Origin of the sequence: Methylocella sp. (assembly GCF_041905455.1) — a bacterium.
Lineage (GTDB): Bacteria > Pseudomonadota > Alphaproteobacteria > Rhizobiales > Beijerinckiaceae > Methylocapsa.
This window is the reverse complement of sequence record NZ_JAYRLA010000002.1, coordinates 185,118-199,229: the sequence shown is the minus strand read 5'-3', so window position 1 is coordinate 199,229 and position 14,112 is coordinate 185,118. Positions and strand designations below refer to the sequence as shown.

14 protein-coding genes are annotated in these 14,112 nt (G+C 67.5%); 6 read left to right on the top strand and 8 right to left on the bottom strand.

Annotated features, from left to right (window positions below):
- Positions 1–168 precede the first annotated feature (168 nt).
- Both ACE3OG_RS03105 and ACE3OG_RS03100 read right to left on the bottom strand, forming a co-directional pair.
- On the bottom strand, positions 169–756 hold the full coding sequence (locus ACE3OG_RS03105) for a GNAT family N-acetyltransferase (protein WP_374305990.1): 588 nt from the start codon (positions 754–756) through the stop codon (positions 169–171).
- A gap of 152 nt (positions 757–908) precedes the next feature.
- Positions 909–2,039, bottom strand: a complete 1,131-nt coding sequence (locus tag ACE3OG_RS03100; protein ID WP_374305989.1) for a type III PLP-dependent enzyme — start codon at positions 2,037–2,039, stop codon at positions 909–911.
- A 733-nt stretch (positions 2,040–2,772) separates the two neighbouring features.
- On the opposite strand from ACE3OG_RS03100, the gene ACE3OG_RS03095 reads away from it, so the two are divergent.
- Both ACE3OG_RS03095 and ACE3OG_RS03090 read left to right on the top strand, forming a co-directional pair.
- Complete coding sequence (locus ACE3OG_RS03095) at positions 2,773–4,335, top strand: glucan biosynthesis protein (RefSeq protein ID WP_374305987.1); 1,563 nt, start codon at positions 2,773–2,775, stop codon at positions 4,333–4,335.
- A gap of 11 nt (positions 4,336–4,346) precedes the next feature.
- Entirely contained in the window at positions 4,347–4,820 is a 474-nt protein-coding gene (locus tag ACE3OG_RS03090) for a GNAT family N-acetyltransferase (RefSeq protein WP_374305986.1), read from the top strand.
- 7 nt (positions 4,821–4,827) lie between these two features.
- On the opposite strand, the gene ACE3OG_RS03085 is transcribed toward ACE3OG_RS03090, so the two are convergent.
- Positions 4,828–5,649, bottom strand: coding sequence for a creatininase family protein (locus ACE3OG_RS03085; protein WP_374305985.1), 822 nt, complete (start codon positions 5,647–5,649; stop codon positions 4,828–4,830).
- A 156-nt stretch (positions 5,650–5,805) separates the two neighbouring features.
- Here ACE3OG_RS03085 and ACE3OG_RS03080 point away from each other — a divergent pair, with 156 nt between their 5' ends.
- Positions 5,806–6,813: an adenosine kinase gene (locus ACE3OG_RS03080; RefSeq protein ID WP_374305984.1), complete on the top strand. Its 1,008-nt coding sequence runs from the start codon at positions 5,806–5,808 to the stop codon at positions 6,811–6,813.
- A gap of 31 nt (positions 6,814–6,844) precedes the next feature.
- Here ACE3OG_RS03080 and hemA read toward each other — a convergent pair whose 3' ends face one another.
- On the bottom strand, positions 6,845–8,200 hold the full coding sequence (gene hemA, locus ACE3OG_RS03075; RefSeq protein ID WP_374305982.1) for a 5-aminolevulinate synthase: 1,356 nt from the start codon (positions 8,198–8,200) through the stop codon (positions 6,845–6,847).
- A 321-nt stretch (positions 8,201–8,521) separates the two neighbouring features.
- Between hemA and ACE3OG_RS03070 the strand changes: the two genes are divergently transcribed.
- The 3 genes from ACE3OG_RS03070 (at position 8,522) to ACE3OG_RS03060 (ending at position 11,135) form a co-directional block, all read left to right on the top strand.
- Positions 8,522–9,538 carry an NAD-dependent epimerase/dehydratase family protein gene (locus ACE3OG_RS03070; RefSeq protein ID WP_374306083.1) on the top strand — a complete coding sequence of 339 codons (1,017 nt, stop codon included), beginning with the start codon at positions 8,522–8,524 and terminating at the stop codon, positions 9,536–9,538.
- Between the two features lie 155 nt (positions 9,539–9,693).
- Positions 9,694–10,815: a hypothetical protein gene (locus tag ACE3OG_RS03065; protein ID WP_374305981.1), complete on the top strand. Its 1,122-nt coding sequence runs from the start codon at positions 9,694–9,696 to the stop codon at positions 10,813–10,815.
- 44 nt (positions 10,816–10,859) lie between these two features.
- A complete protein-coding gene (locus tag ACE3OG_RS03060) occupies positions 10,860–11,135 on the top strand; it encodes a hypothetical protein (RefSeq protein WP_374305980.1) in 276 nt (91 codons plus the stop codon).
- A gap of 223 nt (positions 11,136–11,358) precedes the next feature.
- Here the strand turns inward: ACE3OG_RS03060 and ACE3OG_RS03055 are convergent, their stop codons facing one another.
- The 4 genes from ACE3OG_RS03055 to ACE3OG_RS03040 all read right to left on the bottom strand — a co-directional run bounded on the left by ACE3OG_RS03055 (position 11,359) and on the right by ACE3OG_RS03040 (position 14,100).
- On the bottom strand, positions 11,359–12,024 hold the full coding sequence (locus ACE3OG_RS03055) for a hypothetical protein (RefSeq protein WP_374305979.1): 666 nt from the start codon (positions 12,022–12,024) through the stop codon (positions 11,359–11,361).
- 175 nt (positions 12,025–12,199) lie between these two features.
- The gene (gene ppk2 / locus ACE3OG_RS03050) at positions 12,200–13,078 is read right to left on the bottom strand and encodes a polyphosphate kinase 2 (RefSeq protein ID WP_374305978.1); all 879 of its coding nucleotides are present in this window, start codon (positions 13,076–13,078) and stop codon (positions 12,200–12,202) included.
- 53 nt (positions 13,079–13,131) lie between these two features.
- The gene (locus tag ACE3OG_RS03045) at positions 13,132–13,593 is read right to left on the bottom strand and encodes a hypothetical protein (RefSeq protein WP_374305977.1); all 462 of its coding nucleotides are present in this window, start codon (positions 13,591–13,593) and stop codon (positions 13,132–13,134) included.
- A 42-nt stretch (positions 13,594–13,635) separates the two neighbouring features.
- Complete coding sequence (locus ACE3OG_RS03040; protein WP_374305976.1) at positions 13,636–14,100, bottom strand: cupin domain-containing protein; 465 nt, start codon at positions 14,098–14,100, stop codon at positions 13,636–13,638.
- Positions 14,101–14,112: the final 12 nt, after the last annotated feature.

Genomic DNA, 14,112 nt, shown 5'->3' with positions numbered 1-14,112 from the left:
TGATTTCCGGCGCTTGGGGGGGGGCGCCCCCCGCGCCGGGTGGCGTGCGGCCCCCCCCCCCCCCCCCCCCCCCCCCCCCCCCCCCCCCCCCCCCCCGACAAGATGGCGGCGACTGTCGCGTTCCGACATGTCGCCGCGATGACTTTCAGGATATGCGCCCGCCCTCCGTCAGGCGGCGAGCAGGGCCGCCTCGACCGGCGCGAAGGCGCCGGTCGGGCGCACGAGGCCGCGCGCCCCGGCGAGCGCGCCGCCGACGAGCTCGAGGCCGAGGAAACGCTCGTCCTCCACAGGTCCCGGCATCTGAAGGCCGAGCGTCGCGCGGCGCGAGAAGCCGAAGGGCGCATAGAAGGGCGCGTCGCCGACGAGGATCACCGCGCCATGGCCGAGCTCGCGCGCGCGCTCGAGCGCCTCGGCCATCAGCCGCGCGCCGAGCCCCTGCGAGCGCCAGGCGCGGTCGACGGCGAGCGGCCCGAGCATCAGCGCGGGAACGCCGCCGGCCTCGACATGCCACAGGCGCACGGTGCCGACCAGCCGGCCTCCGTCCTTCATGGCGAGCGCGAGGCCGTCGGCCGGCAGGCGCCCCTCGCGCAGCCGCTCGCAGGTCTTGAGGAAGCGCGCCGGACCGAAGGCCGCGTCGAGCAGGGCTTCGCGCGCGTCCTCGTCCGCCAAGGTCTCCTCGAAGACGGCGGGTCCGGACTGGGCGGCGAAGGCGGAAAGGGCCGAGGCGGGCGCGTGAAACATCGAAACCAAGGTCATCAGGCCCTCCGAAGGCGCTATGTCGGATGCGCGACAACCCTCGCGCCGCGCCGGCCCCCGCGAGGCCGGCCGGCCGTACGGGACAAAAGCAGGGGGGAGCGTCGTCCGGCGCCCGCGGACGCGGGCGCCGGTCAGGTTTCAGCCGTTCGCCGTCAGATCACGTAGGACTTCAGCGGCGGGAAGCCGTTGAAGCCGACGCAGGAATAGGTCGTCGTATAGGCGCCCGTTCCCTCGATCAGCACCTTGGCTCCGATCTCGAGGCTCACGGGAAGGGCGTAGAGCTCCTTCTCGTAGAGCACGTCGACCGAATCGCACGACGGTCCGGCGAGCACGCATGGCTCGGTCTCGTCGCCGTCGAACGGCGTGCGGATCGGATAGCGGATCATTTCGTCCATGGTCTCGGCGAGCCCGTTGAACTTGCCGATGTCGAGATAGACCCACTTCACCTTGTCGTCGTCCGACTTCTTCGAGATGAGCACGACCTCCGCCTCGATGACGCCGGCGTTGCCGACCATGCCGCGGCCCGGCTCGATGATCGTCTCCGGGATCTTGTTGCCGAAGTGCGAGCGCAGGCTGTCCATGATCGTCTGGGCGTAGGCGCGCACCCCCGGCACCGCCTTGAGGTAGCGGGTCGGGAAGCCGCCGCCGAGATTGACCATCTGCAGGACGATTCCGCGCTCGGCGAGGTCCCTGAAGATGGTCGAGGCGGCCTTCAGCGCGCCGTCCCACATCTTCGGATCGCGCTGCTGCGAGCCGACATGGAAGGACAGCCCGTAGGCGACGAGGCCGAGGCGATGGGCGTGCTCGAGCACGCGCGGCGCCATTTCGGGGTCGCAGCCGAACTTGCGCGACAGCGGCCATTCGGCGCCCGAGCCGTCGCAGAGCAGGCGGCAGAACACCCTGGAGCCGGGCGCGGCGCGCGCGACCTTCTCCACCTCGGCCTCGCAGTCGACCGCATAGAGGCGCACGCCAAGCTCGTAGGCGCGGCGGATGTCGCGCTCCTTCTTGATCGTGTTGCCGAAGCTGATGCGGTCGGCGGTCGCGCCGGCGGCGAGCGCCTGCTGGATCTCGACGACGGAGGCCGTGTCGAAGCAGGAGCCGAGGCCGGCGAGCAGCTCGAGGACCGCCGGGTCGGGATTGGCCTTGACGGCGTAGAACACGCGCGTGTCGGGCATCGCCCTGGCGAAGGCGAGGTAATTGTCGCGCACCACCTCGAGGTCGACCACGAGGCACGGCCCGTCTTCGCGACGGTTGCGGAGGAACTCAAGGATACGATCGGTCATCGCGGCATCCCTTCGAAGGGCGCGCCTTCGCGCGCCAGAACGAACAAGCTTCGGGGTGATGGCGATGCTGAGGGTTCCGCGACGCTGTGGAGACGCCGGGGAGTTCAGTTGACCCGCCAATCGCGAGCGACCACGTTTCCACGAAGCGGAAGCTTCGTGGAGCGGAGCGCTCTGATGCTGCGCCGTAGGCTGTTCGCGCCGCAAGACGAGCGCAAGCGCGCGCGTCAGCGACGAGAAAAGCCATCGATTGGAGGGGAAAGACCTCTCCGCACGCCCGGCAAGAAAGACAAGCCTCTTCGGTAAGTCAGCTGTGGAGGCTGACAGAGACCAAAAAAGCCCGGTCCGTCGTTGCTTTAAGTCGCGTCCCCCGTTTGGGCGGGGTTCGCCGGTTCGCCTCCGGCTGTCGGTCCTAATGGCGGTTGACCGGCCTCTTGTCCGGATCCCCGCCAACCGACACGCGACCACAGGCACGTGCGATTTGGGCAAAGTGAGAAATAGGCGCTTCCCTGCCGATTGCAAGAGCTTTTTGATGAATTTTCGCGCGTGCCGGCGCCGTCATGGCGGCTGTCGCGTCAAAGCCACAGCGACGCCTCCGGAACGAGAGAAAATCCGAATGGCGCGCCGCCGCGGCCTTGCGGCGCCCGAAAATCGCCGGTAACCGAAGCTGCGCCGGCCGCGATTTCGCTTGAATATCCACGCAGGCTCGCCTTCCCCTCGTCCTCTCCCGCAGGCCATGATGACGTTAACCCGCCGCACCCTCGTTCATGGTCTGCTCGTCGGCGGGGCGCTCGCGCCGCGCCTCGCCCGGGCGGAGGCGCCCGCCGCGGCCGCGCCGCCCGCCCAGTTCGATTTCGACGACGTCGTGCGCCGCGCGCGCGACCTCGCCTCCGCCCCCTTCGACGCCGCCGTCCCGACGCTGCCGGACGCCTTCGCCAAGCTCGATTTCGACGCCTGGCGGGACATCCGCTTCAAGCCCGACAAGGCTTTCCTGAACCAGCCGGGCAGCCAGTTCCGCCTGCAGCTCTTCCACCTCGGCCATCTCTACAAGCGCCCGGTGACGATCAACCTGCTGCGCGACGGCGTGCCAACGCCGATTCCCTTCACGACGGGGCTGTTCGACTACGGCCGCGCGAAGCCGGACAAGCCGGCGCCGGTCAACCTCGGCTTCGCGGGCTTCCGCCTGCACTATCCGCTCAATTCGCCGAAGGTCTTCGACGAGGTCGTCGCCTTCCTCGGCGCGAGCTATTTCCGCTTCCTCGGACGCGGCCAGCATTACGGGCTCTCGGCGCGCGCCCTCGCCGTCGGCTCGGGGACAGACGACGAGGAGTTTCCCTTCTTCCGCGAATTCTGGATCGAGACGCCGGCGGACGGGGCGAGCCGCATCGCCATCTTCGGCCTGCTCGACAGCCCCTCGACGACCGGCGCCTATCGCTTCGATCTCTATCCCGGCGTCGAATCGGCGATGGAGATCTCGACGACGCTGTTTCCGCGCAAGGCCGGCGTCCGCTTCGGCCTCGCCCCGCTCACCTCGATGTTCTTCCTCGGCGAGAACGACCATCGCTTCAACGAGGACTTCCGGCCCGAGCTCCATGATTCGGACGGGCTGCTCATCCACGCGGCGACCGGCGAATGGATGTGGCGCCCGCTGCGCAACCCGACGCGGCCGTCGACCTCATCCTTCCTCGCCAACGACGTCAAGGGCTTCGGCCTGATGCAGCGCGACCGCGCGTTCGACCACTACCAGGACCTCGACCTCAACTACGAGCGCCGCCCGAGCTATTTCGTCGAGCCGCGCGGCTCCTGGGGCGAGGGCCACGTCGACCTTGTCGAGCTGCCGACCGAACACGAAGCCAACGACAACGTCGTCGCCTTCTTCTCCCCCGCGGCCTCGCTCGAGCCGAACAAGCCGTTCGCCTACGCCTACCGCCTCGGCGCGACCCTTGATCCCGCGCGGCTCTCGCCCAACGGACGCGTCCTCAACACCTATCAGACGACGGCGGCGGCGCTCGGCGCGACGGAGGCGCCGGCGCCCGGCACGCGGCGCTTCATCATCGACTTCGGCGGCGGCGAGCTGCCCTTCTACGCCGACGATCCGCAGCTCGTCGAGGTCGTGCCCTCGACGAGCCAGGGAAAGATCGTGCGCTCTTTCCTCGTGCCCAATTCGCATGTGAACGGCTTCCGCGCGGCGATCGACGTGCAGCTCGATCCCGGCCAGTCGACCGACCTGCGCGCCTTCCTGCGGCGCGGCTCGCAGGCGCTGACCGAGACCTGGACCTATCCCTGGCGGGCGGACTAGCGGCGGGGTCAATGCTCTGCGGCGCCCAGAAGACGCGCCTCGCGCGCGCCGACGACCTTCTCGAGATCGAGCGGATCGAGAACGCCGTTTTCGACGGCGACCGGCTGTCGCGGCGCAGCCTGCGCCGGCTCCTCGTCTCGCCCGCCTCGCTCATGCTGGCGCTGACCGCGCAGGGAAAGGACGGCGAGACGATCGCCGGCTATAGCCTCGTCGGCTTCCGCAAGCGCTCGTCGAAGGCGCGCCTTTATTCCATCGCCCTCGATCCCGTCGCGCAGGCGCGCGGGCTCGGGCGCTTCCTGCTCGGGGCGAGCGAGCGGGCGGCGAGGGCGCGCGGCGCCTCGCTTCTGCGGCTCGAAGTGCGCGCCGACAACGCCCGCGCGATCGCGCTCTACGAGAACGCCGGCTACGTCGCCTTCGGCCGCCACGAAGATTACTACGAGGACGGCGCGAGCGCGATCCGCTTCGAGAAGCCGCTCGCCGACTGAGCGGGCGTCAGTCGAACGGCTCCGGGTCGAGCGGCCCCTTGCGCAGCCGCGCGAGGTCGAAGCCCTCGACGTCCTGCAGGAACTCGACGAACGCGGTCGCGCCATAGTCGGCGCAGGCCTCGCCCTTGCGCGCGGTCGCCTCATCCGCGCGGCCCATCGCCCCGCTTTGCGAAAGATCCTGGCTCATCCAGCCGAAGCCCGTCGGGCGCCCGGCGCGCAGCCAGTTGAACTCGGCCTCGAAAGCGAGGCTCTCGGGCGGGAAATTCTCCGCCTCGTCCATACGCGCGAGGTCAGGCCGAAAGCTCAGCATCAGCGAGGTCTCGACGTCGCCGGCGTGGACGCCATGCAGCTTCTCCTCCTCGTCGAACAGGCCGTCCGGCGCGCCGAAGCGGCTCCACGAGGCCATGGCGACGAACATGCGAAGGCGCGCGCGAAGGTCGTGGGCGATGAGGGTGAGGAGCGCCGAGTTGCCGCCGTGCGAATTGAGCAGGACGAGCTTGCGGCAGCCCGACCGATGCACGCATTCGCCGAGCTCCGTCCAGGCGCGCAGCGCCGCCGGGGCGGAAAGGCTCAGCGCGCCGGGAAAGGACATGTGCTCGACGGAGCAGCCGCACGTCTGCGTCGGCAGGAACAGGACGGGGAGCTCGGGCGGCAGGCGTTGGCGCACGCGCTCGAGATAGCCCTCCATGATAAAGGCGTCGACGCCGACCGGCAGATGCGGCCCGTGCTGCTCGACCGCCGCGAGCGGCAGAACGGCGATGACCTGCGACATGTCGGCGGCCTGAAAGTCGGTCCAGCGCATTTCGGACCAGAGGCGCGTGGGAAGCATGGCGGCGATTCGGTGCTGCGTGGGACGACGCGGCGAGCATAGCTCCGTTCGCGCCGGCCGGCGACAAGCCCGCGACATGGGCGCGCCCATGTTTACTCTCGCGCCGCTTGAGCTAGTTTGGCGCCCTCTTTCCTCCGCTCCCGCAAAAAGATCGACATGACCAAGGACGCCCTCCGCCACGACGTCGTCGGCATCGGCAATGCGATCGTCGACGTGATCGCCCGCGCCGACGACGACTTTCTCCTGAAGCACGGCCTGCGCAAGGGCGGCATGACGCTGATCGACGAGGCGCGCGCCCATGAGCTCTACGCGGCGATGGGGCAGACGACCGTCGTATCGGGCGGCTCGGCGGCCAACACCATCATCGGCCTCGCCGGGCTCGGCGCGCGCGCCGCCTTCATCGGCAAGGTCAGGGCGGACGAGCTCGGCGGCATGTTCGCCCATGACATCCGCGCCGCCGGCGTCGGCTTCGCGACGGCGTCCGCGCCAGACGGAGCGGCCAGCGCGCGCTGCCTCATCGTCGTGACGCCTGACGGGCAGCGCACCATGAGCACGTTTCTGGGCGCCTGCCAGAATCTGACGTCGGACGACGTCGACGAGGAGACCGTCGCCGGCGCCGCCGTGACCTATCTCGAAGGCTATCTGTGGGACCCGCCGGCGGCCAAGGACGCCTTCCGCAAGGCCGCCGCGATCTCGCGCGCCGCCGGGCGCCAGACGGCGCTCTCCCTCTCCGACGCCTTCTGCGTCGACCGCTACCGCGGCGAATTCCTTGAGCTGATCCGTTCAGGCGCCGTCCACATCCTGTTCGCCAACGAGAGCGAGCTGCATTCGCTCTACGAGACGGCGGATTTCGCTACGGCGCTGGCGGCGCTCGAGGCCGAGAACATCCTCAGCGTCGTCACGCGCTCGGAGAAGGGCTGCGTCGTCGTCGGCGGCGGAAACGTCGTCGAAGTTCCGGCCTTTTCGGTCGAAGACGTCGTCGACACGACGGGCGCGGGCGACCTGTTCGCCGCCGGATTTCTGGCCGGCCATGTGCGCGGGCGCCCGGCCGGCGAATGCGCGAAGCTCGGCGCGCTGGCGGCGGCCGAGGTCATCCAGCACCTCGGCGCGCGTCCGCAGACGGACCTGCGCCAGCTTGCGCAGCAGAACGGGATCGCGATCTAAGCGCCGCGGCCGCGCCGCAGGCGGGCGGCGGCTACTCCGCCGCCTTCTTGAAGAACTCCGGGAAGGTGCACTGCGCGTCGGCCGCCGCGCGCTCTTCATAGGCGTAGCCGCCATGCGCGTGAGCGTGCTCCGCATGCTCGGGGCGGCGGAACTCGACGACTTTCGGCGTCTCGACGAAGGGCAGCCCCAGCGTCGACCAGACGTCGACCATCGCCTCGACGAGCTCGGCGACATGGGCGTCCGAATGCATCGGGCTCGGGGTGATGCGCAGACGCTCCGTGCCGCGCGCGACGGTCGGATAGTTGATCGGCTGGATATAGATCGAATGGCGGTCGAGCAGCAGGTCGGTCGCGGCCTTGCACAGCTCGGCGTCGCCGACGAGCACCGGCACGATATGCGAGGGGTTCGGCATCACCGGCAGGCCGGCCGCCGACAGGGCGTGCTTGGTCAGCGTCGACTGGCGCTGATGGCGGGCGCGCAGCTCGACGCCCTCGGCCTGCTTGAGGAGGCTCACCGCCGTGCGCGCGGCGGTCGCCACCGCCGGCGGCAGCGAGGTCGTGAAGATGAAGGCCGGCGCGTAGGAGCGCACGGCGTCGATGAGCGGGGCGTCGCCCGTGATGTAGCCGCCGAGCGTGCCGAAGCCCTTGGCCAGGGTGCCCTCGATGACGTCGATGCGGGCCATCGCGTTCTCGCGCTCGGCGACGCCGCCGCCGCGCGCGCCATAAAGGCCGACGGCGTGCACCTCGTCCATGTAGGTCATGGCGTTGTAGCGCTCGGCGAGGTCGGCGATGGCGTTGATCGGCGCGATGTCGCCGTTCATCGAGTAGAGGCTCTCGAACACGATCAGCTTGGCGCGGGATTCGCCGGCCTCGGCGAGCAGCTGCTCGAGATGGGCGAGGTCGTTGTGCCGGAAAACCTTCCGCTCGGCTTTCGAGCGCCGCACGCCCTCGATCATCGAGTTGTGGTTGAGCTGGTCGGAGAGGATCAGACAGTCGGGCAGAAGGTCGCCGATGGTCGAGATGGCGGCGAGGTTGGAGATCCAGCCCGAGGTGAAGACGAGCCCGGCCTCCTTGCCGTGCAGGTCGGCGAGCTCGGCCTCGAGCTCGACGATCGGATGATTGTTGCCGGAGATGTTGCGCGTGCCGCCGGCGCCGACGCCGTGCGAGGCCGCGGCCTCCCGCATGGCCTCGATCACCCTGGGGTGGCGGCCCATGCACAGATAATCGTTGGAGCACCAGACGGTGACGTCGGTCTGGGGAAGGCCGTCGCGGCGCCACACGGCGCGCGGATAGGTTTCGGCGTCGCGCGCGAGATCGGCGAACACGCGGTAGCGCCGCTCGCCTTTCAACTTCGAGATCGCGTCGTCGAAGAAGCGCCGATACTCCATTGGCTCCGTTCCCTTCTGATCCGGACCTTGGCCCCGAATGTCCGGACGAATCCGCTCGAAGCTCATGATGTCAGACGCCGGTTGCGCCTTTTGTAACCTTTCCAGAGAGCCTACCGCAAGCTGAGGCTTCCTTATTGACGCCGGTCAAACGCCCGTTCGACGGCGCCTGTCGGGAAAAACCTGGCGCGCCCGTCGGAAAGACGGCCAAAAGCTTGGCGATGAAGCGGAAAATATGCGAGTGAGCTTCAGATGGCGTCGCGGGCTGGTTTAGGCCCGTTCCAGTCCACGGTCAATTTCCCGGATTTTCCCAAGTTGTCGCAGATGCGCGTCCTCGTCACCGGCAGCGCCGGATTCATCGGCTTTCACATGTGCTTGAGGCTGCTCGCCGACGGCCATGAGGTCGCGGGGCTCGACGGCTTCACGCCCTATTACGACCCGCAGCTCAAGCGACGGCGCGACGAGATCCTGCGCCGCAATCCGCGCTTCTCGAGCCATCGCCTCCAGCTCGAGGACATGGACGGGCTGAAACGCCTCTATGGCGCGGGCTTCGACGCGGTCTATCATTTCGCCGCGCAGGCCGGCGTGCGCTACAGCCTCGAGAACCCGCGCGCCTATCTCGACGCCAATCTCGCCGGGACCTTCAATCTCCTCGAGGCGATGCGCGCCGCCCCGCCGCGCCACGCGCTGATGGCCTCGACCTCCTCCGTCTATGGCGCGAACGCGAAGATTCCGTTTCACGAGACCGACCGCGCCGACCATCCGCTGACGCTCTACGCCGCGACGAAGAAGGCCAACGAGGAGATGGCCCATTCCTACGCCCATCTCTTCGCAATTCCCGTCACCATGCTGCGCTTCTTCACGGTCTACGGGCCGTGGGGGCGCCCCGACATGGCGCTGTTCAAGTTCGTCGACGCGATGACGCAGGGGCGACCGATCGACGTCTACAACCACGGGAACATGAAGCGCGACTTCACCTATGTCGGCGACCTCGTCGAGGCGATGGCCCGCCTGCTGCCGTGCGTCCCGTCGGCGCCTGACGCGCGTGAGGGCGCCCCGCCGCCGTTCGACAGCCTGTCGCCGGTCGCGCCCTGGCGCGTCGTCAACATCGGCGCCGAGCGGCCGATCGGGCTGCTCGACTTCATCGCCGCGGTCGAGGCCGCGACCGGGCTCAAGGCCGAGCGCAACATGCTCGACATGCAGCAGGGCGACGTGCCGCTGACCTACGCCTCGACGAAGCTGCTGCAGGAGCTGACCGGCTATCGTCCGGCGACGTCCGTCGAGGAGGGCGTGAAAGCCTTCGTCGAATGGCGGCGCGCCTATGCGGTGGGCGCCGCCTGATCGCGGGCGCAGATTTGAGCGCGATCAAGGACCGCGCGCGCCGAGTTCCCCAAGCATCCCCTGCCCCGCCGCGCCGCGCATCTGCGCGACGCTTCGCTCCCTCGCCGCCTCGCCGCGCGTTCGGCCCGCCCGACGCGCGCCATCCGGAGTTCTCCATGCTGCATATCGACCTGCCGACCCGCGCCGAGATCGAGAAGCTCGCCGCCTGGCGCGGCTCGCCGGCCGTCTCGATCTATCTGCGCGCCACGCCGCTGACCCAGGACGCCAAGGCCGACCGGATCGAGCTGAAAAACCTGCTGAAGTCCGCTGTGGCCGAGATGGAGCAGGCGGGGATCGACAAGCGCTCGATCTGGCCGATCGAGGAGAGCGTCGGCGCGCTGATCGAGGACGACGACTTCTGGGCCTATCAGGCGAACAGCCTCGCGATCTTCGTCACTCCCGAGCGCATCCGCACCTTCCGGCTCGCCAACAAGCTCTCGAACGTCGCCGAGGTGGCCGACCGCTTCCTGCTGAAGCCGCTGATCCGCGCCGTGACCTTCCCGCACGACGCCTATGTGCTGGCGATCAGCGTCGGCGCGACGCGCCTCGTCGAGGTCTCCGCCGACCTGCCGCCGCACGAGGCGAAGGTTCCCGGCATGCCGAAGGACGCCGCCGCCGCGATCGGCCGGCGCAGCCACCTTGAGCGCTCGGGCGACATGCGCAGCGGCGAGGGCACGAGCGAGCACGCCCTGCTCACGCGCTATTCGCGCGCCGTCGACGAGGCGCTGCGCCCGGTGCTCGCCGGCCATGAGCGCCCGCTGATCGTCGCGGCCAGCGAGCCGCTCGCCTCGATCTTCCGCAGCGTCTGCTCCTATCCGCACGTCGCCGCCGAGGTCATTCCCGGCAGCGCCGACCATGCGCCCGACCATGAGCTCGCAAGCGCCGCGCGGCCGATCCTCGATCAGGTCTACGCCGGCGAGATCAAGGCGCTCGCCGACCTCTACGCCGAGCGCGCGGCGCATGGACGGGCCACCGGCGACGTCGCGCAGGCGGCGAAGGCGGCGACCTTCGGCGCGATCGACACGCTGATCGTCGACATGGACGCCGTCATTCCCGGAACGGTCGACGAGACGACCGGCGAAGCGAGCTTCGCGCCGGCGGCGGACGCGGTGAACTACGGCGTCGTCGACGAGATCGCCAGGCGCGCGCTGGAGAGCGGCGCGAAGGTGCTCGCCGGACGGCGCGCCGACATTCCGGGCGGCGGCGACCTCGCGGCGATTCTGCGTTACGCTTTCTGACGGACGGACGCCGGGCGCGTCGCCCATGCAGGGAGGATTTCCGTATGGACGACGTCGACCAGGCGCGGAGAAACCTCGGCCGGCTCGCCGCAGGCGGCGCCGTCGCGGCGCTCGCGCTTTCGGCGCAGCCGGCGCGCGCCTGTCAGGGCAATATGGAGCGGGCGATGGGCTCGCTCTACGAGGCGCTCGCCTCGCTACGCGAGGCGACGCCGAACAAGGGCGGCCGCCGCGAGCGGGCGATGGAGCTGATCCGGCAGGCGCCGCCGCAGGTTCAGGCCGGGATCGAATGGGCCGACGAGCACGGCGGCGGGGGGCAGTAGACGTTCTTATCAGGCAGGCTCGTCGCGACGCACATGGCGCAGAGCCGCCATGCTTGCGCGGGCGGTCGAGTCAAAGAATTCTCGCGCGCTGTGCTCTTAAGCGCGGCACGTGTGCGGATTCCTGATCTGCGTCGTGAAGAATTCAAAGAAGTGGCAGGAGACGCGCTCGCCGGCGGTGGCAATAAGGGCGGGTATGAGATCGGCGACGATGGGAGGGAGTTGTTTATGGAGCAGCTTCATCCATTTTGCGCCGCTCAAGCGCATCAAAAACCAATCCGAAAAGTTGATCTACTCGGTCCGTGACACCAAGCGAATAGGGTGGTGTACCGGCCGCCTTTGGAAAATTCGCCGAGTAAAATATTATTGGCGGCATATCGTCGCCAAACTTTTCATAGATGGTCTTCGTCATTGCGCATCCTGCCCCAGCAGGCTGCGGAGCAGCGAAACAAGGATTATTGTTGGTAGGCTCATTAGGGCGGCTGATATCAGAAATTACAGCGTCGTAATGCGCCCGATCCAACCATTTTACGGCTTCGTCTGTTGACGAGGCTAAATCAAATTTGATACCGAAGCTTTCGAGAGCACGCCGTTCCTGTACGTTCTGAGACGGATTATTATCATCAACCCAAAGTACATACGACCCTGTCAATTTTTCTTGAATATTTTTCGCACGATCGGCAATTGGCTTAAACTCGGCTGCAGTTTTCGGAATACCTGCTCCTGCTTTGATGTTCGCTAGCGCCTCTTGGGCTATGTCAACTTCGACGATTCCAACGCCAACCTTGGTAATTCGGCCTTCGTTGAGCAGTCTTAGGGCAGGCTTAGCGAATACAAGCAAAGCAGCGAGCGCCAAACCGAACCATAATAAGGACGGAACCAGCTTGACCATCTCCACCCATGGCGGGGATGCGTCTTTCTTCTCGTTCTGAGCACTAGCCGGCTGACTGCCCACCGCTTCCTCCCAAGCATCAGATAAATTATATTATCAAATATAAAATTAATAATTTTATCTAAGTAGTATATCATACGTGAGCAGCGCATAAAAAATCAATTATCTCAGCGTCTCAATACGCCTCCTCCACCCACTTGTACGGATAGTCGGGCTCCTTGTAGCCCTCCGCCTTCTGGCGCTCGGGCAGCGTCACCTTGCGGCGCTTGACCGGTTCGTAGGGGATGCGGCTCAAGAGGTGGCGAATGATGTTGAGGCGCGCGCGCTTCTTGTCGTCGGAGCGGACGACGAACCAGGGCGCCCAGGGCGTGTCGGTCGCAAGAAACATGTCGTCGCGGGCGCGCGAATAGTCATACCAGCGGCTGTAGGACTTCAGATCCATGTCCGACAGCTTCCAGATCTTGCGGCCGTCGTCGATGCGCTGCTGCAGCCGCCGCGTCTGCTCGTCCGGCGACACTTCGAGCCAGTATTTGAGAAGGATGACGCCCGACTGGACGATCGACTTCTCCATCGCCGGCGCGCCTTCGAGAAACTGCTTCGCCTGATCCTGCGTGCAAAACCCCATCACCCGCTCGACGCCGGCGCGATTGTACCAGCTGCGGTCGAAGATCATCACCTCGCCGGCCGCCGGCAGATGCGGGATATAGCGCTGCAGATACATCTGCGAGCGCTCGCGCTCGGTCGGCGCCGGCAGCGCCACGACCTGAAACACGCGCGGGCTGACGCGCTCGGTGATGGCCTTGATGACGCCGCCCTTGCCGGCGCCGTCGCGGCCCTCGAACACGACGCAGACTTTCCGGCCTTCGCGCCGCACCCATTCCTGCAGCTCGACGAGCTCGACCTGCAGCTTTTCGAGCTCCGGCTCATAGACCTTGCGCTTCATGCGCCCGTCGGACGGCGCGTCGGCTTTCTCCTGCGGCGCCTCGTCCTGCGCCCGCTCGCGCGATTCGTCTTTCGCTTTATGTTCTTTATGTTCTTTATGTTCTTTGCTCATCGGATGCTCTTTGCTTATCGGCGTCCGTCCAGCCGCGCTGGCGGCTCTAAATCCTATTTCCAGGTGGCGAACATGCCGACGCCGCCCGGAACGCCGTTCGGCCACTCGACGATCATCGCCTCGAGCCCGTAGCCGAGCGGCTGCAGATGCTCCTTCCGGCATTCGTAGAGCTGGCGCGGCTGGCCGACGAGCGCGCCGGGCCAGTCCGTCTCGGTCACGTTGACGGCGCGGCCGTGGTCCGGGCACATCTGCGAGAGGAAGCGGATGATGATGAGCTCGTGCTCGCCGCGCATCGCGGCGTCGCGCAGGCGGCTCTTGAACGTCTCGAGCTTCGCGTGGTCGAGCTCGATCGGCTGCGTCAGCCTGTCGATCAGCTCGCGCCGCGCCTTGGCGACCTCCTCCTCGACCTCATGCTCCTGCGCCTCCTTGGCCGCCTCGACCCTCGAGACACAGGCCTTGAGGTCGGCGACCGACATCAGGGATTCGTCGCCGAGGGGGGTCTTGTCGTTGCTCATCCGCGCCTCCGGCCTTCGCCCCGTCCTGGCGACGCGGGCGGATCAATGCGTCTTGCTGGGGTCGTCCGCCGGATTGACGTAATTGAGCCCGAACGGCCCCGTGCCCGTCACCTGCAATTCGACCGGCTCGTCCTCCGTCCACACCGAATGCGGCATGTTCGCCGGCAGGTAGACGAAGCCCCCGGCGCCGACCTTCTCGCCTGCGGCCATATCGAGCTTTTCGCCCATTTCATGCCGCAGCACGCCTGAAAAGATCGTGAGCGTCTCGTCCGCCGAATGGGTGTGCGGGGCGACCACGGTATGTGGCGGGAACTTGATGCGCAGCGCGAAGGGACCGGGTTTCGACGGATCGCCCTGGATCGTGGCGAGCAGCGTGCCCTTCGGCAGGCTCGCCGGCGCCGGAGCGTATTTCGCGGCGGCGCCGTCGGGCAGACGCACCATTTCGACGGCGAGCGCCGGTGACGTGCACAAGGCGCAAAGGGTGACGAAAGCAGCGGCGCGAATCATGGGCGATCCTCC